20 protein-coding genes are annotated in these 21,213 nt (G+C 61.9%); 11 read left to right on the forward strand and 9 right to left on the reverse strand.

Features of this window, described 5'->3' with window-relative positions; genetic code table 11:
* Position 1: 1 nt before the first annotated feature.
* The 4 genes from murA (at position 2) to hisC (ending at position 4,655) form a co-directional block, all read left to right on the forward strand.
* Entirely contained in the window at positions 2-1,267 is a 1,266-nt protein-coding gene (gene murA, locus LMH93_RS05170) for a UDP-N-acetylglucosamine 1-carboxyvinyltransferase (RefSeq protein ID WP_003255119.1), read from the forward strand.
* Between the two features lie 91 nt (positions 1,268-1,358).
* Positions 1,359-1,994 (forward strand): ATP phosphoribosyltransferase, encoded by a 636-nt coding sequence (gene hisG, locus LMH93_RS05175; protein ID WP_003255118.1) that lies wholly within the window; start codon positions 1,359-1,361, stop codon positions 1,992-1,994.
* Positions 1,995-2,280: 286 nt separating this feature from the next.
* On the forward strand, positions 2,281-3,606 hold the full coding sequence (gene hisD, locus LMH93_RS05180; RefSeq protein WP_003255117.1) for a histidinol dehydrogenase: 1,326 nt from the start codon (positions 2,281-2,283) through the stop codon (positions 3,604-3,606).
* 2 nt (positions 3,607-3,608) lie between these two features.
* Positions 3,609-4,655 (forward strand): histidinol-phosphate transaminase, encoded by a 1,047-nt coding sequence (gene hisC / locus LMH93_RS05185; protein WP_004574500.1) that lies wholly within the window; start codon positions 3,609-3,611, stop codon positions 4,653-4,655.
* 533 nt (positions 4,656-5,188) lie between these two features.
* Here hisC and LMH93_RS05190 read toward each other — a convergent pair.
* Positions 5,189-6,373, reverse strand: coding sequence for an alkaline phosphatase family protein (locus LMH93_RS05190; RefSeq protein ID WP_230064883.1), 1,185 nt, complete (start codon positions 6,371-6,373; stop codon positions 5,189-5,191).
* Positions 6,374-6,512: 139 nt separating this feature from the next.
* On the opposite strand from LMH93_RS05190, the gene LMH93_RS05195 reads away from it, so the two are divergent.
* The 4 genes from LMH93_RS05195 to LMH93_RS05210 all read left to right on the forward strand — a co-directional run bounded on the left by LMH93_RS05195 (position 6,513) and on the right by LMH93_RS05210 (position 9,377).
* Positions 6,513-7,163 (forward strand): FadR/GntR family transcriptional regulator, encoded by a 651-nt coding sequence (locus tag LMH93_RS05195; protein ID WP_004575660.1) that lies wholly within the window; start codon positions 6,513-6,515, stop codon positions 7,161-7,163.
* A 13-nt stretch (positions 7,164-7,176) separates the two neighbouring features.
* The gene (locus LMH93_RS05200; RefSeq protein ID WP_230064884.1) at positions 7,177-8,457 is read left to right on the forward strand and encodes a CynX/NimT family MFS transporter; all 1,281 of its coding nucleotides are present in this window, start codon (positions 7,177-7,179) and stop codon (positions 8,455-8,457) included.
* 109 nt (positions 8,458-8,566) lie between these two features.
* On the forward strand, positions 8,567-9,043 hold the full coding sequence (locus LMH93_RS05205) for a nuclear transport factor 2 family protein (RefSeq protein WP_003255111.1): 477 nt from the start codon (positions 8,567-8,569) through the stop codon (positions 9,041-9,043).
* Positions 9,036-9,377 carry a GIY-YIG nuclease family protein gene (locus LMH93_RS05210; protein ID WP_003255109.1) on the forward strand — a complete coding sequence of 114 codons (342 nt, stop codon included), beginning with the start codon at positions 9,036-9,038 and terminating at the stop codon, positions 9,375-9,377. The genes LMH93_RS05205 and LMH93_RS05210 overlap by 8 nt, the downstream gene beginning before the upstream one ends.
* On the opposite strand, the gene yejK is transcribed toward LMH93_RS05210, so the two are convergent.
* On the reverse strand, positions 9,325-10,332 hold the full coding sequence (gene yejK, locus LMH93_RS05215) for a nucleoid-associated protein YejK (RefSeq protein WP_021781869.1): 1,008 nt from the start codon (positions 10,330-10,332) through the stop codon (positions 9,325-9,327). The genes LMH93_RS05210 and yejK overlap by 53 nt on opposite strands.
* Positions 10,333-10,701: 369 nt before the next feature.
* On the opposite strand from yejK, the gene LMH93_RS05220 reads away from it, so the two are divergent.
* Positions 10,702-10,983, forward strand: a complete 282-nt coding sequence (locus LMH93_RS05220) for an HU family DNA-binding protein (protein WP_003255106.1) — start codon at positions 10,702-10,704, stop codon at positions 10,981-10,983.
* A gap of 47 nt (positions 10,984-11,030) precedes the next feature.
* On the opposite strand, the gene rlmF is transcribed toward LMH93_RS05220, so the two are convergent.
* The 5 genes from rlmF to LMH93_RS05245 form a co-directional block, all read right to left on the reverse strand.
* Complete coding sequence (gene rlmF, locus LMH93_RS05225; protein ID WP_004575659.1) at positions 11,031-11,984, reverse strand: 23S rRNA (adenine(1618)-N(6))-methyltransferase RlmF; 954 nt, start codon at positions 11,982-11,984, stop codon at positions 11,031-11,033.
* A gap of 178 nt (positions 11,985-12,162) precedes the next feature.
* Entirely contained in the window at positions 12,163-15,009 is a 2,847-nt protein-coding gene (locus tag LMH93_RS05230; RefSeq protein ID WP_064615018.1) for a valine--tRNA ligase, read from the reverse strand.
* A 198-nt stretch (positions 15,010-15,207) separates the two neighbouring features.
* The gene (locus LMH93_RS05235; RefSeq protein ID WP_230064885.1) at positions 15,208-15,573 is read right to left on the reverse strand and encodes a DNA polymerase III subunit chi; all 366 of its coding nucleotides are present in this window, start codon (positions 15,571-15,573) and stop codon (positions 15,208-15,210) included.
* A 5-nt stretch (positions 15,574-15,578) separates the two neighbouring features.
* On the reverse strand, positions 15,579-16,007 hold the full coding sequence (locus tag LMH93_RS05240; protein ID WP_004575657.1) for a DNA polymerase III subunit chi: 429 nt from the start codon (positions 16,005-16,007) through the stop codon (positions 15,579-15,581).
* A gap of 50 nt (positions 16,008-16,057) precedes the next feature.
* On the reverse strand, positions 16,058-17,551 hold the full coding sequence (locus tag LMH93_RS05245; protein WP_004575656.1) for a leucyl aminopeptidase: 1,494 nt from the start codon (positions 17,549-17,551) through the stop codon (positions 16,058-16,060).
* Between the two features lie 301 nt (positions 17,552-17,852).
* Here LMH93_RS05245 and lptF point away from each other — a divergent pair, with 301 nt between their 5' ends.
* On the forward strand, positions 17,853-18,968 hold the full coding sequence (gene lptF / locus LMH93_RS05250) for an LPS export ABC transporter permease LptF (protein WP_003255096.1): 1,116 nt from the start codon (positions 17,853-17,855) through the stop codon (positions 18,966-18,968).
* Positions 18,961-20,022: an LPS export ABC transporter permease LptG gene (gene lptG / locus LMH93_RS05255; RefSeq protein ID WP_003255095.1), complete on the forward strand. Its 1,062-nt coding sequence runs from the start codon at positions 18,961-18,963 to the stop codon at positions 20,020-20,022. The genes lptF and lptG overlap by 8 nt, the downstream gene beginning before the upstream one ends.
* Positions 20,023-20,170: 148 nt before the next feature.
* Here the strand turns inward: lptG and LMH93_RS05260 are convergent, their stop codons facing one another.
* Together LMH93_RS05260 and LMH93_RS05265 are read right to left on the reverse strand one after the other, a co-directional pair.
* Positions 20,171-20,659 (reverse strand): RDD family protein, encoded by a 489-nt coding sequence (locus tag LMH93_RS05260; protein WP_003255094.1) that lies wholly within the window; start codon positions 20,657-20,659, stop codon positions 20,171-20,173.
* Between the two features lie 90 nt (positions 20,660-20,749).
* Positions 20,750-20,959 carry a cold-shock protein gene (locus LMH93_RS05265; RefSeq protein ID WP_003255093.1) on the reverse strand — a complete coding sequence of 70 codons (210 nt, stop codon included), beginning with the start codon at positions 20,957-20,959 and terminating at the stop codon, positions 20,750-20,752.
* Positions 20,960-21,213 lie beyond the last annotated feature (254 nt).

Consider the following 21,213-nt stretch of genomic DNA (forward strand, 5'->3'; position numbering starts at 1 on the left):
AATGGACAAACTGATTATTACTGGCGGCGCTCGCCTTGACGGCGAGATCCGCATTTCGGGCGCGAAAAACGCAGCCCTGCCGATTCTGGCAGCGACCCTGCTGGCCGATGGCCCGGTCACCGTGGGCAACCTGCCGCACCTGCACGACATCACCACCATGATCGAGCTGTTCGGGCGCATGGGCATCGAGCCTGTGATCGACGAAAAGCTGTCGGTGGAGATCGATCCACGCACCATCAAGACCCTGGTCGCGCCGTACGAGCTGGTCAAGACCATGCGCGCCTCGATCCTGGTGCTGGGCCCGATGGTTGCCCGTTTCGGCGAAGCCGAAGTGGCCCTGCCTGGCGGTTGCGCCATTGGCTCGCGCCCGGTCGATCTGCACATCCGTGGCCTTGAGGCCATGGGGGCGAAGATCGAAGTGGAAGGCGGCTACATCAAGGCCAAGGCGCCTGAAGGTGGCCTGCGTGGCGCGCACTTCTTCTTCGACACCGTCAGCGTGACCGGTACCGAGAACATCATGATGGCCGCTGCCTTGGCCAAGGGCCGCAGCGTGTTGCAGAACGCCGCGCGTGAGCCTGAAGTGGTCGATCTGGCCAACTTCATCAACGCCATGGGCGGGAACATTCAGGGCGCAGGTACCGACACCATCACCATCGATGGTGTCGAACGACTGGATTCGGCCAACTACCGCGTCATGCCGGACCGCATCGAGACCGGTACCTACCTGGTTGCCGCTGCCGTGACCGGTGGCCGCGTCAAGGTCAAGGACACCGACCCTACCATCCTTGAAGCCGTGCTTGAAAAACTCAAGGAAGCGGGTGCCGACATCAACACCGGCGAGGACTGGATCGAGCTGGACATGCATGGCAAGCGGCCGAAAGCCGTGAACCTGCGTACTGCCCCGTATCCGGCGTTCCCGACCGACATGCAGGCGCAGTTCATCTCGCTGAATGCCATTGCCGAAGGCACTGGCGCGGTAATCGAGACCATCTTCGAAAACCGCTTCATGCATGTTTACGAAATGCACCGCATGGGCGCGCAGATCCAGGTCGAAGGCAACACCGCCATCGTCACTGGCGTCAAGGCCCTGAAGGGTGCCCCGGTCATGGCCACCGACCTGCGTGCTTCCGCCAGCCTGGTGCTGTCGGCGCTGGTTGCCGAAGGCGATACCCTGATCGATCGCATCTACCACATCGACCGTGGTTACGAGTGCATCGAGGAAAAACTGCAGATGCTCGGCGCGAAAATCCGCCGCGTACCGGGCTAGTACCCCGCGGGTGCAAGGACGCACCTTTTGAATTGAATGCGGCCAGGTCGATGACCTGGCCGGCAGCAGCCGCTTAAGGACCGACGTTCCAATGTTGACCATCGCGCTTTCCAAAGGCCGTATTCTCGACGATACCTTGCCGTTGCTCGCCGAGGCCGGCATCGTGCCGACCGAAAACCCGGACAAGAGCCGCAAACTGATCATCCCGACCACGCAGGACGATGTGCGCCTGCTGATCGTGCGTGCCACCGACGTGCCGACCTATGTCGAGCATGGTGCTGCCGACCTGGGTGTGGCCGGCAAGGACGTGCTGATGGAGTACGGCGGCCAGGGCCTGTATGAGCCCCTGGACCTGCAGATTGCTCAATGCAAGCTGATGACCGCGGGCGTAGTCGGCGCCGCCGAGCCCAAGGGCCGCCTGCGTGTGGCCACCAAGTTCGTCAACGTAGCCAAGCGTTACTATGCCGAACAAGGTCGCCAGGTCGACATCATCAAGCTGTATGGCTCGATGGAGCTGGCGCCGCTGATCAACCTTGCCGACAAGATCATCGACGTGGTCGACACCGGCAACACCCTGCGTGCCAACGGCCTGGAACCTCAGGAACTGATCGCCACGATCAGCTCGCGCCTGGTGGTCAACAAAGCCTCCATGAAAATGCAGCACGCCCGTATCCAGAGCCTGATCGACACGCTGCGTCAAGCGGTCGAATCGCGACACCGCGGTTGACTCCTGCGCGCGACCTTCGCTGTCGCGCCCGTCTATCCGCGTCATAGCCATTTTTCTCGGGTGCCCGCGCGGATGGACTGGTAGCTTGGGATTGTGCGAAAAGTCGCCGAGCGGCGATCATGCAAGAACGAAAACAGGCGAGGAACGGCCGGGGTCGCGCCCGACTTTGCTGGTTGCAAATGAGCATTCCGAGCCTGTTTTTAACGTAGCATGATCGTCGCGCAGGCACTTTTCGCACAATCCCCTAGGGCGCCTGAGCATTCGCTAATATTACGAGGCCCTCGCCATGACCGTGTCCACTGCAATTGCCCGTCTCAACGCCGCTGATCCGGATTTCGCCCGACATCTGGATCATCTGCTGAGCTGGGAAAGTGTGTCCGATGACGCGGTCAATCAGCGCGTGCTCGACATCATCAAGGCCGTGCGTGAACGCGGTGATGCGGCGCTGGTGGAATTCACCCAGCGCTTCGATGGTGTTGACGCCAAGTCGATTGACGACCTGATCCTCAATCGTGCGCGCCTGGAACTGGCGCTGACCCGTATTACACCGGTCCAGCGCGAGGCCCTGGAAAAGGCCGCCAACCGTGTGCGCATTTATCACGAGCGGCAGAAGCAGGATTCCTGGCAGTACACCGAGGCCGACGGCACCGTGCTCGGCCAGAAGGTCACCCCGCTGGACCGTGCTGGCCTGTATGTGCCGGGCGGCAAGGCGTCGTACCCGTCGTCGGTGCTGATGAACGCCATCCCGGCCAAGGTCGCGGGCGTGGCTGAAGTGGTGATGGTGGTACCGACCCCGCGTGGTGAGGTCAACGAGCTGGTGCTGGCGGCTGCCTGCATCGCCGGTGTCGACCGGGTGTTCACCGTCGGTGGTGCCCAGGCCGTGGCTGCGCTGGCCTACGGTACTGAAAGCGTGCCGCAGGTGGACAAGATCGTCGGCCCGGGCAACATCTACGTTGCCACCGCCAAACGCCACGTGTTCGGCCAGGTAGGCATTGACATGATCGCCGGCCCCTCGGAAATTCTCGTGGTGTGCGACGGTCAGACCGACCCGGACTGGATTGCCATGGACCTGTTCTCCCAGGCCGAGCACGACGAAGACGCCCAGGCCATCCTGGTCAGCCCGGATGCCGCCTTCCTCGATCGTGTGGCTGCCAGCATCGACAAGCTGATGCCGACCATGGAACGTGCCGATATCATCGAGAAGTCGATCAATGGCCGTGGTGCGCTGATCCAGGTGCGTGACATGCAGCAGGCCATGGACGTGGCCAACCGCATTGCACCGGAGCACCTGGAGCTGTCCGTGGCCGACCCGCAAGCCTGGCTGCCACACATTCGCCACGCTGGCGCGATCTTCATGGGCCGCCACACCAGCGAAGCGCTGGGCGATTACTGCGCTGGCCCTAACCACGTGCTGCCCACTTCAGGTACCGCGCGTTTTTCGTCGCCGCTGGGGGTGTATGACTTCCAGAAGCGTTCGTCGATCATCTTCTGCTCCGAACAGGGCGCGTCCGAACTGGGCCACACTGCCTCGGTCCTGGCCCGTGGCGAGTCGCTGACCGCCCACGCCCGCAGTGCTGAATACCGTATCCTGACCCAAGAGAAGGGGAACTGAGCATGAGTCGATTCTGGAGCCCCTTCGTCAAGGACCTGGTGCCTTACGTGCCGGGCGAGCAACCCAAGCTGGCCCGCCTGGTCAAGCTGAACACCAACGAAAACCCCTATGGCCCGTCGCCCAAGGCGCTGGAGGCCATGCGCGGCGAGCTGAACGATAACCTGCGCCTGTACCCGGACCCGAACGGTGACCGTCTCAAGCAAGCGGTGGCCGAGTACTACGGCGTGACCCCGGCGCAAGTGTTTGTCGGCAACGGCTCGGACGAGGTGCTGGCGCACATCTTCCACGGCCTGTTCCAGCACGATGCGCCCCTGCTGTTCCCGGACATCAGCTACAGCTTCTACCCGGTGTACTGCGGCCTGTACGGCATTGCCTTCGAACAGGTGGCGCTGGATGAGCAGTTCCAGATCCGTATTGAGGACTACAAAAAGCCCAACGCTGGCATCATCTTCCCCAACCCCAACGCGCCGACCGGTTGCCTGATGCCGTTGCAGGTGGTGGAGCAGCTGCTGCAGGCTAACCGTGATTCGGTGGTGGTGGTGGATGAGGCCTACATCGATTTCGGTGGTGAAACGGCGATCAGCCTGGTGGACCGCTACGATAACCTGCTGGTTACCCAGACGCTGTCGAAGTCGCGCTCGCTGGCGGGGCTGCGAGTGGGCCTGGCGGTGGGGCACCCGGACCTGATCGAGGCCTTGGAGCGGATCAAGAACAGCTTCAACTCCTATCCGCTGGACCGTGCAGCTATCGTCGGTGCGGCGGTGGCGTTCGAAGACCGTGAGTACTTCGAGGACACCTGCCGCAAGGTGATAGACAGCCGCGAGGTGTTGGTCGGTCAGCTGCAGGCCAAGGGCTTTGAGGTGCTGCCGTCGGCTGCCAACTTCATCTTCGCCCGCCACCCGCAGCAGGATGCCGGCGAGCTGGCGGCACGCTTGCGCGAGCAGGGCGTGATCGTGCGTCACTTCAAGCAGCCGCGTATTGCCCAGTTCCTGCGGATCACCATCGGTACGCCGGAAATGAACCAGGCACTGCTGGATGCGTTGAGCTGACGTGTAGGAGCGGGTTTACCCGCGAATACGGTAGCGGCGGCAGCGGCGAACGGTCGGTGGAAATTGGCCAGCAGGCCCGGCCCATTCGCGGGTGAACCCGCTCCTACAACAGCCTGTGCGCGTCCATCGTAGGAGCGGGTTTACCCGCGAATACGGTAGCGGCGGCAGCGGCGAACGGTCGGTTGAAATTGGCCAGCAGGCCCGGCCCTTTCGCGGGTGAACCCGCTCCTACAACAGCCTGTGCGCGTCCAATGTAGGAGCGGGTTTACCCGCGAATACGGTAGCGGCGGCAACGGTGAACGGCGGGTGGAAACTGGCCAGCAGGCCCGGCCCTTTCGCGGGTGAACCCGCTCCTACAACAGCCTGTGCGCGTCCAATGTAGGAGCGGGTTTACCCGCGAATACGGTAGCGGTGGCAACGGTGAACGGCGGGTGGAAACTGGCCAGCAGGGCCGGCCCTTTCGCGGGTGAACCCGCTCCTACGGGGATCGCGCCAGCCCTTGAGGAGCGACAGAACTGTTGCTTCTCAAGGGCTTAATAGCGGCGGTCTTCGATCACAAATGGCTTGGCTGCCGGCCTGTTGCGCACCGCCGCCGGTGTACCATCCAGCACCAGTGCATAATCGTTCTGCTTGTCCATCCCCTCCGGATCGATCCATTGATCGTCTCTGGCCGCAACCTGGGCAACCACATGGCCGTTCTTGATAATGGTCAGATAACCCTTGGCGTTACTGTTCCAGCGTAGCCGTCCTTTGTTTTCATCGGCCCGCGCCTTGCGCACGCCGGTATCACCCAGTAAAGGCGTGCCGTCCAATAGCCATTCCGGCTGCAGCTTGAGGCCCATGTGGCGCAGCACCGTGGGCGCTACCGAGGTCTGCGCGGGAAGCCCGTACAGGCCGCCGGGCCCAGGCATCTCCACAGGAATGCTCAGCTCGGTCAGTTCCTGATTCAACGGCTTATTGCTGGCGATGAAGATACTCTTTTCCTGCTCCGAAGCGCCGCCATGGCCTTTCCCCCAATAGTCCCGGCCATGGTTGGTGCTGACGAGTACCAGCCAATCTTCCTGTGGGAACATGCGACGCCGCTGGTCTACCTTGTCCAATAGCCGCCCGATCTCGCTGTCGGCCTTGCGCAACGCCTGCGCATAGTGCTCACCGTAACCCCTTTGATGGCCGATCTGGTCAGGTTCGTCCAGTTGAATGAACGTGAAGTCAGCGGGTGTGTCACCCAGGATCTGTAACGTACGCGCAATCACCTGTTCATCTGGCAAACCACTTTCGCGTACATCGGCGTCATGGGCGTCCTCCAGCAGAAATGCCGTGTTGATGGGTGACCAGTTGACGATGCTGGAGAGGTAGGCATTGGGGTAGGCCAGGCGTAGCCGCTTGAACAGGCTGGGAAACGCCGGGTTGACCCGTTGCGAGTCGTTGTCCGATTCAACGCCATGCTTGTTGCTCCACACGCCGGTCAGCAAAGTGATCCAGCCAGGGCCGCTCAACGTGAGCTGCTCGCTGGCTTTACCATTGATACCCCCGGCGTAAGCCTTGCCGTAGTAAAGCCGCTGCTCCAGGTTGGTTGCATCGCCCAGTTGCAAATACTGCTGCAGTTGCACGCCATCAAGGCCGATGAGCAAGGTCTTGGGGCGGCTCGGGTGGCGGGCCGGGTCACAGCCTGGCTGCAGGGCCAGGAACAGCAGTAACAGCAAACTCGCCATTCGCATGTGGGCGCATCCTTGAAAGCACGTAACGAGCGTTGCAACAAAGGGGCATGCCCACAACTGGCAGAAATACCAGGTGGTTTACGTCTTCGCCTGCAATCCAGTAAGCTGCGGCAATTCATCGGATGATTGGTTGAGTGACATGAATACAGAGCTGACCAAGCGTTCCCTGGTGGAGTTGGCGGTAGAGCGCATGCGCGAATGCATCGTGCTGGGCGATTGGCAGGTCGGCCAGCGCCTGCCTACCGAGCCAGAGCTTGCCTTGCAACTGGGCATTAGCCGTAACACGGTGCGTGAGGCCATGCGCGTGCTGGCGTTCAGTGGCCTGGTGGAAATTCGCCAGGGAGACGGCAGCTACCTGCGCACTGCCCAGGACCCGCTGCAGGCGGTGCACGCGATGTCCCGATGTACGCTCGAGCAGGCCCGCGAGACCCGCCATATCCTCGAGGCGGAGGCCATCGGCCTGGCGGCTTTGCGTCGTAACGATGCCGACCTGCAAGCGCTGAAGGATGCCCTGGAAGGCAGTGCCGGGCACTTTCACGGCGATGTCGATGCCTATGTCGCCTGCGATCTGGTCTTCCACCAGCGGCTGGTCGATGCCGCCCATAACCCGGCATTGAGCGAGCTGTACCGTTACTTCTCCGGGGTCGTGGCTGCCGCTCTGCAACACAATATGGCCACCGTTCCGCGCTGCCAGGCCACGTTCGACTTGCATGGGCAGATCCTCGACGCCATCGAGCAACGTGACGCTGAACGGGCCAAGCGCCTGAGCCGTACCCTCATTGAATCCTGACACCGAGAAGGCCATGGCTGAATCCATCACCCGTAATACCCCATCGAACGAGCGGGATCTCGATGAGCTGCTGATCGACGCTGAAGCTGACGACGAACAGGTCCAGCAACAGGCTGTGGTGTTGCGGCGGCCCTGGCTGTTGCTGCTGGGCCTGGTGCTGGTGGCCTTGAACCTGCGCCCGGCATTGTCGAGCATGGCGCCGGTGCTGGGCCAAGTATCTGAAGGCTTGGGGCTGAATGCTTCGCAGGCGGGCTTGCTGACCACCTTGCCGGTGCTCTGCCTGGGCCTGTTTGCTCCCTTGGCGCCAGTGCTGGCGCGGCGCTTTGGCAGCGAGCGGGTGATTCTTGGCATCCTCGTCACCCTGGCGCTTGGCCTCGTGGTACGAAGTACCTTTGGGGCTGTCGGGGTGTTCCTCGGCAGCCTGATGGCAGGGGCCAGCATCGGCATTATCGGCGTATTGTTGCCAGGTATCGTCAAGCGCGACTTTCCGCAACACGCTGGCACGCTGACCGGTGTATACACCATGGCATTATCCCTGGGCGCGGCCATGGCCGCGGGTGCCACCGTGCCGTTGGCCCAGCATTTCGACGGCAGCTGGGCACTAGGGTTGGGCTTCTGGGTGCTGCCGGCTTTGCTGGCCATGCTGGTGTGGCTGCCACAGGCCCGTCAGGGGCATGGGCTGCACAGGGTGGCCTATCGCGTGCGAGGCTTGTGGCGTGACCCACTGGCCTGGCAGGTGACCCTGTATATGGGCCTGCAGTCATCACTGGCCTACATCGTGTTCGGTTGGTTGCCATCGATCCTGATCGGTCGCGGCCTCAGCCCTACCGAGGCAGGGCTGGTGCTGTCGGGGTCGGTAATCGTGCAGTTGATCAGCTCGCTCAGTGCCCCCTGGCTGGCCACCCGCGGCAAGGACCAGCGGCTGGCAATCGTGCTGGTCATGTCAGGTACGCTGGCGGGGCTGTTCGGTTGCCTGTATGCGCCACTTTCCGGGTTGTGGGGGTGGGCCATTGTGCTGGGCCTGGGGCAGGGCGGTACCTTTGCCCTGGCGCTGACCTTGATCGTGCTGCGCTCGAAAGATGCCCACGTGGCGGCGAACTTGTCGAGCATGGCCCAAGGGGTGGGTTATACCCTGGCCTCGATGGGGCCTTTCGCGGTGGGCCTGGTGCATGACCTGACCGGCGGCTGGGCGGCATTGGGTTGGATTTTTGCGGTACTGGGCGTTGGCGCCGTCGTGTTCGGGCTGGGTGCCGGGCGGGCACTGCAGGTGCAGGTGACCTGCGAAAAAGTCTGAGGCCTGTTTTTGCAGTACCGTCCTCTTGCCTGCCAAGAGGAGGGTACTGGCATAAGCCATCGGGGCAGATTATCGTGCAGTTTTCGAACCTAGGACGGACAAGCCCACAATGAGCGATGCCAACCGCGCCCTGATTACCCGTTTCTACCAGGCTTTCCAGCGCCTGGATGCCGACGCCATGCTGGCCTGCTACAGCAGCGATATCGTTTTCAGCGACCCGGTGTTCGGCACCCTGCGCGGCAAGGACGCAGGCGATATGTGGCGGATGCTCACCACCCGCGCCAAGAACTTCACCCTGACATTCGACAGCATACGTGCAGATGAGCACAGTGGCAGCGCGCACTGGGTGGCTACCTACCTGTTCAGCCAGACCGGCCGTGTTGTGGTCAACGATATTCAGGCACGCTTTGTCATGCGTGATGGGCTGATTTGCCAGCATGACGATACCTTTGACCTGTGGCGCTGGTCGCGGCAAGCGTTGGGTGTTCCTGGAATGCTGCTGGGGTGGTCGCCGCTGATGCAGAACAAGGTCCGCCTGCAGGCATTCAAGGGGTTGCGCGCATTCCAGCAGGCCCAGGGTGAGTGAAGTCGTCGAACCTGCCGTTGGTAAGCCCTGGTTTGTCTATCTGGTAAGGGCAGCCAATGGCTCGTTGTATTGCGGCATCAGCGATGACCCGCAGCGTCGGTTCGCCGCGCATCAGAAAGGGCAGGGCGCCCGCTATTTCAAGACCAGCCCGGCCCAGGCGCTGGTGTACGTGGAGCAGTGGCCGGACAAGGGCGCGGCGCTGCGCCAGGAGCGGTTGGTGAAGCGGCTGCGCAAGTCAGCGAAGGAGGCACTGGTGGCCTCCTTTGGCGGCTTGGGGGAAATCAGTCCTTGCGGCGCTTCAGCTGATCCACCAAGGTTGTCGGCAGCCCCTTGATGATCAAGGTCCCCGCCGCTTCGTCATACTCCACCTTGTCCCCCAGCAAATGTGCCTCGAAGCTGATCGACAGCCCCTCGGCACGCCCGGTGAAACGGCGGAACTGGTTGAGGGTGCGTTTGTCAGCAGGAATTTCCGGCGACAGGCCGTAGTCCTTGTTGCGGATGTGGTCGTAGAACGCTTTGGGGCGGTCTTCGTCGATCAGGCTGGACAGCTCTTCAAGCGTCACCGGCTCGCCCAGCTTGGTCTGGGTGGTGGCGTACTCGACCAGGGTCTGGGTCTTTTCGCGGGCGGATTCTTCCGGCAGGTCTTCGCTTTCGACGAAATCGCTGAAGGCCTTGAGCAGGGTACGGGTTTCGCCCGGGCCGTCGACGCCTTCCTGGCAGCCGATGAAGTCGCGGAAGTAATCCGACACCTTCTTGCCGTTCTTGCCCTTGATGAACGAAATATACTGCCTGGAGTTCTGGTTGTTCTTCCACTCCGACAGGTTGATGCGTGCTGCCAGGTGCAGCTGGCCAAGGTCGAGATGACGGGAAGGGGTCACGTCGAGCTCGGCATTCACCGCCACGCCTTCGCTATGGTGCAGCAGGGCGATCGCCAGGTACTCGGTCATGCCTTGCTGATAGTGGGCAAACAGGATGTGGCCGCCGGTGGACAGGTTGGACTCTTCCATCAGCTTCTGCAGATGCTCGACAGCCACGCGGCTGAAGGCGGTGAAGTCCTTTTCTTCATCCAGGTACTGCTTCAGCCAGCCGCTCAGCGGGTAGGCGCCCGATTCGCCGTGGAAAAAGCCCCAGGCCTTGCCTTGCTTGGCGTTGTAGCTGTCATTGAGGTCGGCCAGGAGGTTTTCGATGGCATCGGAGGCAGCCAGTTCGGAGTCGCGAGCATGCAGCACGGCGGGGCTGCCATCGGGCTTTTTGTCGATCAGGTGAACGATGCAATGACGGATTGGCATGGAATTCTCGGCGAGCTGCAAAAGTTGCCAAGTTTAACCTAGACCTGAGGTGATGCAGTGGCCGTATGTTGGCAGATATGTCGGTTGTTCGTTTTTTGTTCAATTTTGTGTGTTTTCAGCTGAAACCCCCGAAAAACCTGCATTTAATCAAAGTGCGAAGCGGATATTTATCCATTCATGTGGTAGTTTTGCGCGGTCTTGCGCCCCTCGTGTGCGCATTGCTGGCAGCATGCTGTCGTCGTGTCGAACCAAACGCCGATTTTCGTATCTACATACGCAATTGGCGCGGCCCTCCATTTCAAGGGGCTGGCCCGATAACGTCGTAGTCCGCTGCATAACCATCGAATTTGATAGGGAAGGAACACCACCATGGCATTGACCAAAGACCAACTGATTGCCGACATCGCCGAATCGATCGCCGCGCCAAAAGCCACCGCCAAGAACGCTCTGGAGCAACTGGGCCAGATCGTTGCCGACCAACTGGAAAACGGCGCTGAAATCACTCTGCCAGGCATCGGCAAGCTGAAAGTCTCCGAGCGTCCTGCCCGTACCGGCCGCAACCCTTCGACTGGCGCTGCCATCGAAATCGCTGCCAAGAAAGTCGTCAAGTTCGTTCCAGCCAAAGTGCTGACCGACGCTATCAACAAGTAATTGTTGTTTTGACGAAACCGCGCCCGGCTTGCCCGGGCGCGGTTTTTTCATGCCTGTGATTTACGCTGGGCGTGCCAGGCCTGGCGTGCGGCGTCGTCATGGAAGCTCCAGGCGACCATGCGGCTCTGTTTCTGCCCCTGGCCCATCTCGATGATGCGCACGGCCTTGGCGCCGGACTTCTTCAACGCGGCCTCGATGCCCGGCAGGTTGCTGGCCTTGGACACCAGGCTGGTGAACCACAGCACCCGTTCGGCGTACTGCACGCTTTCGCCAATCAACTGGGTGACAAAGCGGATTTCGCCACCTTCGCACCACAGTTCATTGTTCTGGCCACCGAAGTTCAGCACCGGCAGCTTGCGTTTGGGGTCCTGCTTGCCGAGGTTCTTCCATTTGCGCTGGCTGCCGCGGGTGGCTTCGTCGCGTGAGGCATGGAAGGGCGGGTTGCACAGGGTCAGGTCAAAGCGTTCGCCCTCCTGCAGCAGGCCGCTGAGGATGTGCGCTCGGTTGGCCTGCTGGCGCAGGGTAATGGCTTTGCCCAGGCCATTGGCCTGGACGATAGCCTTGGCCGAGGCCAGAGCCACGGGGTCGATGTCTGAACCGAGGAAGCGCCAGCGGTAGTCGCTGTGGCCCAGCAGTGGATAGATGCAGTTGGCCCCCACGCCGACGTCCAGCGCACGCACTTGGGCGCCCCTTGGGACGTCGCCAGCATTGTCATCGGCCAACAGGTCGGCGGCTACGTGGATGTAGTCGGCACGGCCAGGAATGGGCGGGCACAGGTAATCGGCTGGGATGTCCCAGTGCTGGATGCCGTACTGGGCCTTGAGCAGTGCACGGTTGAACACGCGGACGGCTTCGGGGTTGGCAAAGTCGATGCTGGGCTTGCCGTGGGGGTTGGTGATGGTGAAACGGGCCAGGTCAGGGTGGGCCTTGATCAGGCTGGGGAAGTCGTAGCGACCCTGGTGGCGGTTGCGCGGGTGCAGGGTGGGTTTGTTCGGGGTCATGGCAGTGTCCAGCCCTATACGAGCGGTGGCTTGAAGAACCTGGGGCTGCTACGCAGCCCTTTCGCGACACAAGGCCGCTCCCACAGGGTGGTGGCGCCTTGAAGGTTGGCGCCGTCCTGTGGGAGCGGCCTTGTGTCGCGAAAGGGCCGTGCAGCGGCCCCAACGGTCTCTCTAGTGATTACAGCGCTGAAATCCGCGCATGCTGCTCGGTGAAGTTGGCCAGGGCCTGTTCGGACTCGGCCAGCTTGGCGCGTTCCTTCTCGATCACCGCAGGCGGGGCCTTGTCGACGAAGGCTGCGTTGGACAGCTTGCCGCCAACACGTTGCACTTCACCTTGCAGACGCTGGATTTCCTTGTTCAGGCGCGCCAGCTCGGCATCCTTGTCGATCAGCCCGGCCATTGGCACCAGCACTTGCAGGTCACCGACCAGGGCGGTAGCGGACAGCGGCGCTTCGTCGGCATCACCCAGTACGGTGAACGACTCGACCTTGGCCAGCTTCTTGAGCAGCGCTTCGTTTTCCTGCAGGCGGCGCTGGTCGTCGGCGTTGGCGTTCTTCAGGAACAGCGGCAGCGGCTTGCCGGGGCCGATGTTCATTTCGGCGCGGATATTACGCAGGCCGACCATCAACTCTTTCAGCCACTCGATGTCGCCTTCGGCAGCGGCGTCAATGCGCGCTTCGTTGGCCACTGGCCATGGCTGCAGCATGATGGTCTTGCCGTCGATGCCGGCCAGCGGCGCGATGCGCTGCCAGATTTCTTCGGTGATGAACGGCATGAACGGATGCGCAAGACGCAGTGCCACCTCCAGCACGCGCACCAAGGTGCGGCGGGTGCCACGGGCGCGCTCTACCGGGGCGTTTTCGTCCCACAGTACCGGTTTGGACAGCTCCAGGTACCAGTCGCAGTACTGGTTCCAGATAAACTCGTACAGCGCCTGGCTGGCCAGGTCGAAGCGGAACTGCTCCAGCTGGCGGGTTACTTCGGCTTCGGTACGCTGAAGTTGCGAGATGATCCAGCGGTCTGCCAGCGACAGCTCGTAGGCTTCGCCGTTCTGGCCGCAGTCTTCACCCTTGTCCAGCACGTAGCGGGCAGCGTTCCAGATCTTGTTGCAGAAGTTGCGGTAGCCTTCGACGCGGCCCATGTCGAACTTGATGTCGCGGCCGGTCGAGGCCAGCGAGCAGAAGGTGAAGCGCAGGGCGTCGGTGCCGTAGCTGGCAATACCTTCGGGGAACTCGGCCTTGGTCTGCTTGGCGATCTTCTCGGCAAGCTTGGGCTGCATCATGCCGCTGGTGCGTTTTTCCAGCAGGGCGTCGAGGGTGATGCCGTCGACGATGTCCAGCGGGTCCAGCACGTTGCCCTTGGACTTGGACATCTTCTGGCCCTGGCCGTCACGTACCAGGCCGTGCACGTACACGGTCTTGAACGGTACCTGCGGGGTGCCATCTTCGTTCTTGATCAGGTGCATGGTCAGCATGATCATGCGCGCAACCCAGAAGAAGATGATGTCGAAGCCAGTCACCAGCACGTCGGTGGAGTGGAACTTCTTGAGGAATTCGGTCTGTTCCGGCCAGCCCAGGGTGGAGAATGTCCACAGGCCCGAGCTGAACCAGGTGTCGAGTACGTCGTCATCCTGACGCAGGACCACGTCGGCGCCCAGCTTGTGCTTGGCGCGTACTTCTTCCTCGTTGCGGCCAACGTAGACCTGGCCGGCCTCGTCGTACCACGCAGGAATGCGGTGGCCCCACCACAGTTGGCGGCTGATGCACCAGTCCTGGATATCGCGCATCCAGGAGAAGTACATGTTCTCGTATTGCTTGGGCACGAACTGGATACGGCCATCTTCCACGGCGGCGATGGCAGGCTCTGCCAGCGGCTTGGTGGAAACGTACCACTGGTCGGTCAGCCACGGCTCGATGACCGTGCCGGAGCGGTCGCCTTTCGGCACTTTCAGGGCGTGGTCGTCGATGCTGACCAGCAGGCCCTGGGCGTCCAGGTCGGCGACGATCTGCTTGCGCGCGACAAAGCGGTCAAGGTTGGCGTACTGGGCCGGCAGTTGGGTGTCGACCTGCTCGTTAACGCTGCCGTCGAGGTTGAAGGCCTGGGCGCTGGCCAGCACGAAGGCGTTCTTGTCGAAGATGTTCAGCAGCGGCAGGTTATGACGCTTGCCGACTTCGTAGTCGTTGAAGTCGTGGGCCGGGGTGATCTTCACGCAACCGGTACCGAACTCGGGGTCGCAGTAGTCATCGGCGATGATCGGGATGCGGCGGCCGACCAATGGCAGTTCGACGAATTTGCCGATCAGTGCCTGGTAGCGTTCGTCGTTCGGGTTGACGGCCACGGCAGCGTCACCCAGCAGGGTTTCCGGACGCGTGGTGGCAACTACCAGGTAGTCCTGGCCTTCGGCGGTCTTGGCGCCGTCGGCCAGCGGGTAGCGCAGGTTCCACAGGTGGCCTTTCTCGTCGTGGTTTTCCACTTCGAGGTCGGAGATGGCCGTGTGCAGCTTGGTGTCCCAGTTGACCAGGCGCTTGCCGCGGTAGATAAGGCCGTCTTCATGCAGGCGCACGAACGCTTCTTTAACCGCTTCGGAGAGGCCGTCGTCCATGGTGAAGCGCTCGCGGCTCCAGTCTACCGATGAGCCCAGGCGGCGAATCTGGCGGCTGATGTTGCCGCCGGACTGATCCTTCCATTCCCAGACTTTTTCCAGGAACTTTTCGCGGCCCAGGTCATGACGGTTCTGGCCTTTGGCTTCAAGTTGGCGCTCGACCAGCATCTGCGTGGCGATACCCGCGTGATCGGTACCCGGCTGCCACAGGGTGTCGCGGCCTTGCATGCGGCGGAAACGGATCAGGGCGTCCATGATCGCGTTGTTGAACCCGTGGCCCATGTGCAGGCTGCCGGTTACGTTCGGCGGCGGGATCATGATGGTGTAGGACTCGCCTGCACCTTGTGGAGCGAAATAGTTCTCGGACTCCCAGGTGTTGTACCAGGAAGTTTCGATTGCGTGCGGCTGGTAGGTCTTATCCATGCGCGGCGGGACCCTGTGCATTTATTCGGGAAAGCCGGGAAGTATAACCAAGCTGGGGGCCGCAGGCGACAAGCTGCTGACAACTGTGGGAACAGAGTCGCCTGCTTCGCGGGCAAGTCCGCTCTTACGGGCAAAGCGCAGGCTCAGAACCTGTGGGAGTGGGCGCGCCCGCGAAGCAGGCGACACCGTTGCCCGGTTCTACTCGGAACGCTTGATCAGCCGCTCGATCCGCGCATCCAGCCGGCGCTTGATTTCGTTCTCGATATGCGGGGTAAAGTCGTTGATCACGTCCTGCATGATCATCTGCGCTGCGGCGCGCAGCTCGCTTTCCAGGTGCAGCAGGGTGTCCTGGCGGCGGGTCTGCGGGTCGTCCTCGGGTTCGGCAGCTACAGGTTCGGCGCGCGCCGCGGGGTCGCTGGCGGCTTCGTCCAGCAGCAACGGAATCTGCTCTACCGTCTCGGTCAGCAGCGGCGGTTGCAGGTCGGCGTCGCCAAGCAGCTGACGGATCGACTCGAGGTCATCGAGCAGATGGGCGGAATCGGGCAAAGGGGAGGGCTTGTCCATCGTCGTCAAAGTCGCTGTAAGCGGTGGTCTTGCAGAGCATAGCCCTGTTCACGGTAGAAACGGAATCGCTCACGGGCTGATTGGCGGATAGCCGGCTCTTCAACAACGATTTCGGCCACCCGCTCGAACTGCCCGACAAAGCCCGGCACGCTGGCGCCGAGGTTGATCAGCAGGCCGTGGTGCTCGCCGGCGTTGTCAGCCAGGCCCAGAACCACGTCAGCATCGGCATGCACCTCGGCGAGGTCGTGGGGCACGAAGGCCTCGCCCTTGAAGCGCCACAAGCGTTGGTCCAGTTCACTGCGCTGTTCTGCATCCTGGCAGTGCAAATAGACCTGGTGGCCAAGGCGCCAGGCCTTCTCGCACAGCTTGCAGGCGAAATCGAGCCGCGCCGACAGCGAGTCGGTGGGCAGAATGTAGAAGTCGACTTTGCTCATGGTGGGAATCGCCGGCCGGTGGCGCGCAAGGCACCACCGGCTTCACGGCTTCAGGCGCCAGCGCGGTCCAGCAGGTACTGGGTCAACAGAGGTACCGGGCGGCCAGTGGCGCCCTTGTCCTTGCCGCCACTGACCCAGGCGGTGCCGGCGATGTCCATGTGCGCCCAGTTGTAGGCTTTGGCGAAGCGCGACAGGAAGCAACCCGCGGTGATCGTACCGGCCTTCGGCCCACCGATGTTGCCCATGTCGGCGAACGGGCTGTCCAGCTGCTCCTGGTATTCATCGAACAGCGGCAGCTGCCAGGCACGGTCGTCGGCGCGCTTGCCGGCATCGAGCAACTGCCCGACCAGGTCGTCGTTATTGCCCATCAGGCCGGAGGTGTGGCTGCCCAGGGCGACGATGCAGGCGCCGGTCAGGGTGGCGATGTCGATCACCGCCTGCGGCTTGAAGCGCTCGGCGTAGGTCAGGGTGTCGCACAGCACCAGGCGGCCTTCAGCGTCGGTGTTGAGGATTTCCACGGTCTGGCCGCTCATGGTGGTGACGATGTCACCTGGGCGGGTGGCGCCGCCGCTTGGCATGTTCTCGGCGCAGGCCAGCAGGCACACCAGGTTGATCGGCAGCTGCAGCTCGAGCACTGCACGCAGGGTGCCGAACACGCTGGCGGCGCCGCACATGTCGTACTTCATTTCATCCATGCCGGCGCCTGGCTTGAGGCTGATGCCGCCGGTGTCGAAGGTAATGCCTTTACCCACCAGCACGAATGGCTTGTCGGCCTTTTTGCCGCCCTGGTAATTGAGCACGATCAGGCGTGGCGGCTGGTCGCTGCCCTGGCCCACGGCGTAGAACGCGCCCATGCCCAGGTCCTTGATCTTTTTCTCGTCCAGCACTTCAACCTTGAGGGCCTTGTGCGCCTTGCCCAGTTCCTTGGCCTGTTCGGCCAGGAAGCTTGGGTGGCAAAGGTTGGGTGGCAGGTTGCCGAGGTCACGGGTGAAGGCCATGCCGCTGGCGATGGCGCTGGCATGCTTGACCGCACGCTCGACTTCGGCCTGGCCGGCTTTGTCGGCCAGCAGGGTGACCTTTTTCAGCGCACGCGGCTCGGCTTTCTGGCTTTTGAAACGGTCGAACACATATTCGCCGTCCAGCAGGGTTTCGGCCAGCAGGCGGTATTTGCCGTAATGGGCGTCGCGGTTGCTGACCGCGATATCGTCCAGGGCCAGTACTGCGTCAGCGCCGTTCAGGCCCTTGAGCACGCCAGCGACACTGGCCACCAGTTTGCGCCAGGCGCGGTCGCCCAAGGCTTCTTCCTTGCCGCTACCCACCAGCAGCACGCGCTCGGCCTTCAGGCCCGGGAGGTTCTGTAGCAGCAGGGTCTGGCCCGGCTTGCCGGCCAGGTCGCCGCGCTTGAGCACGGCGCTGATGGCGCCTTCGCTGGCCTGGTCGACAGCCTTGGCAACAGCGCCGAGCTTGCGGTTTTCACCTACCGGAAGGACCAGTGTGGCGGTTTTTACGGATGCAGCAGCTACGCTTTTTACAACCAGTTCCATGTCAGGATCCCCGAATGATCGATACGAATGGCGCTGTGTGTTCCAGCGCTCTGGACGGGCCTGGCCGCGTCGTCGCGCACCAGCGGAAAAGCTGCCAGTTTGAGCCTGTGGCAAGCGTGCTGACAACCCCGTTGTGCACCTTCGTACGCGGCCAAGTGACAGGGGCGGTCAATCACAGGATAATGCGCGCACTTTACATGGAGGTTCGCCTTTGGCGAACCGGCATTGGTCTTGGATGTACTAAGTCATTGTTTGGCGCCATTGCATGGCAGTCCGCCCTGACAACCCAGGAGTGTCTGGTTTGATCGTCTTTCGTTATCTGTCCCGCGAGGTCCTGGTCACCTTGAGCGCCGTCAGCGCTGTGCTGTTGGTGATCATCATGAGCGGGCGCTTCATCAAGTACCTGGCCCAGGCTGCCCAGGGCGTGCTCGACCCTGGCGTGTTGTTCCTGATCATGGGCTTCCGCTTGCCAGGCTTCCTGCAACTGATCCTGCCTCTGGGGCTGTTCCTCGGCATCCTCCTGGCTTACGGGCGCCTGTACCTGGAAAGTGAGATGACCGTGCTGTCGGCCACTGGCATGAGCCAGCAGCGCCTGCTGGGCATGACCATGGCGCCGGCTGCCCTGGTTGCCCTGCTGGTGGCCTGGTTGAGCCTGAGCCTGGCCCCGCTGGGCGTGGCCCAGGTGCAGCAGATCATCAGCCAGCAGGATGCCCTGACCGAGTTCGACACCTTGGTGCCGGGCCGCTTCCAGACCTTGCGTGATGGTTCGCGGGTAACCTATACCGAGCAATTGTCGGATGACCGCATCAACCTGGGCGGGGTGTTCATCTCCGAGAAGCGCTTCAATCAGGACAAGACCAAGGACCGCGCCCCCTCGGTGCTGGTCGCCGAGAAGGGCCACCAGGAAATCCAGGCCGACGGCAACCGCTACCTGGTGCTGGAAAACGGTTACCGCTACGACGGCAACCCGGGCCAGGCCGACTACCGCGCCATCAAATATGACACCTACGGCGTGCTGCTGCCCAAGCCGGAAGTCGCCGAGGAAGTGACCGAGCGCGAAGCTATTCCCACCGTCGAACTGATCGGCAAGGAGGGCCTGCGTGAGCGCGCCGAGCTGCAATGGCGGCTGTCGCTGCCGATCCTGGTGTTCGTCGTCACCCTGCTGGCGGTGCCGCTGTCGCGGGTCAACCCGCGCCAGGGCCGTTTCCTCAAGCTGCTGCCGGCAATTCTTCTGTACATGGCCTACCTGACAATGCTGATTTCCGTACGCGGCGCCCTCGAGAAGGGCAAACTGCCGATCGCCCTGGGCATGTGGTGGGTACACGGCTTGTTCCTGCTGATAGGCCTTGGCCTGATGTATTGGGAGCCGCTGCGCCTCAAACGCGCCGCCCGCCGTGCGGAGGTGGCCCATGGCTAAGCTCGATCGCTACATCGGCCAGAGCGTGCTGCTGGCCATTCTGGCCGTGCTGGGGATCATCCTCGGCCTGGCTTCGCTTTTCGCCTTCATCGATGAGATGGGCGACCTGAGTGACACCTATACGGTGCTGGAGGCAGGCAACTTTGTCCTGCTTACCGCACCTCGGCGGCTGTATGAAATGCTGCCAATGGCCGCCCTGATCGGTTGCCTGATCGGCTTGGGCAGTCTGGCCAGCAGCAGCGAGCTGACCATCATGCGTGCGGCCGGCGTGTCCATCGGTCGTATCGTCTGGGCGGTGATGAAACCCATGCTGGTGCTGATGCTGGTGGGGCTGCTGATTGGCGAATATGTGGCACCGGTGACCGAGAACAAGGCTCAGGCCGACCGTTCCCTGGCCCAAGGTGGTGGTGAAGCACAAAGTTCCAAACGTGGCATGTGGCACCGCCAGGGCGAGGAGTATGTGCACATCAACGCCGTACAGCCCAATGGCCTGCTGCTGGGCGTGACGCGCTACCGCTTCGACAGCGAGCGCAAGATTGTCACCTCGAGCTTTGCCCGCCGTGCGCAGTACCAGAACGACCACTGGTTGCTCGCTGATGTGCGTACCACCTATTTCCGTGGCGACCACACCGAGGTGGTCAACGCGCCGGAGGAGCGCTGGGATGTTTCGCTCACCCCAGAACTGCTCAATACCGTGATCCTCGCGCCGGAGTCGCTTTCGATTACCGGCTTGTGGGACTACATCCACTACCTGTCTGACCAGGGCCTGAACAACTCCCGATACTGGCTGGCATTCTGGACCAAGGTGTTGCAGCCGATGGTAACGGCGGCCCTGGTGCTGATGGCGATCTCGTTCATCTTTGGCCCGCTGCGTTCGGTTACCCTTGGTCAGCGCGTGTTCACGGGTGTGCTGGTGGGCTTCGTGTTTCGCATTGGCCAGGACCTGCTCGGGCCTTCGAGCCAGGTATTCGGCTTCCCACCGCTGCTGGCGGTGGTGATACCGGCGGGCATCTGTGCCTTGGCCGGTGTGTGGTTGTTGCGCCGGGCAGGGTAATAGCCAGAGCTGCACAAGAAAGCCGACCTCAGGGTCGGCTTTTTCATGGCTGTTTATCTGGCCCGGCCCGTTCGCGGGTAAACCCGCGCCTACAAGTATCGCGCGGGCGTCAGGAAAGGGCCCGAACCGGCAACGCCAATCCTCTGGCTCATTTCTTCTGTTTAGGTACCCGCACCAACTGGCTTTCCGAATAGATGTCATGCCAACCACGCTTGCGCTTGTCGATCAGCACCCAGAAAAAACCCAGCCCCAGGCACAGCCACGAGGCAATCGACACGACGAACCGCAAGAGCGCCTGCCACAGGCTGATGGCCGAGCCATCGGCATTCTGCACCCGAACGCCCCATACCTGCATACCCAGCGTCTGCCCACCGTGGGTCCAGAACTTGGCAAAGAAGCCGAACAGGGCAAACAGCAGTACCGTAGACAGCAATGGGTCGCCATCCAGTGCACCGGCCTCGGTCAGCTCGCGCATACGTGCTTCGCCGATGATCGACATCTGAATCATCTTGTAGGCGCCGGCGGTCACGATCAGCAGCGCGGTGCACAGTAGAAAGTCATAGAACATCGCTGCCAGGCGCCGGCCCAGGCCGACCGGCGGAAAATCACCCTGGGGTGTGAGCAGAGGCTTGGACATGCAGGACAGCTCCAGAAGACGAGCCTGCTATTCTACGGGCAAAAAAAAACCCCTGCACTTGGCAGGGGCTTTTCAAAGTCTGGCGCTGGATCAGACAGGTTGAACCTTGTCAGCCTGCATGCCTTTCTGGCCCTGAACTGCTTCAAAGGTAACCTTCTGGCCTTCTTTCAGGCTTTTGAAGCCGCTACCTTCGATAGCGCGGAAGTGCACGAACAGATCCGGACCGCTTTCTGGGGTGATGAAGCCGTAACCTTTTTCGTCATTGAACCACTTGACGGTACCGTTCTGACGCTCAGCCATTGTCTTATTTCCTATGAAGCTTAAATTTTGATGACAGTTTCTTTCGCACTTTTTTGTAAGCGAAAGATTACTGGGCTGGGTTGCAGGAAGTAAGAGACGTCGAACGGGTTGTAGCAAATCTCGGCTACTGGCCCAGGTCACGAACTGTTGCGACCCATGCAAACACAGTGCAGTGACTCTACGCCAACTCCCGAGCGAAAAACAAGCCCTTGGTCGTATGGAAAACTGGCCGCTTGCCGATAACCGACCGATTT

Origin of the sequence: Pseudomonas sp. CIP-10 (assembly GCF_020911845.1) — a bacterium.
GTDB lineage: Bacteria > Pseudomonadota > Gammaproteobacteria > Pseudomonadales > Pseudomonadaceae > Aquipseudomonas > Aquipseudomonas alloputida.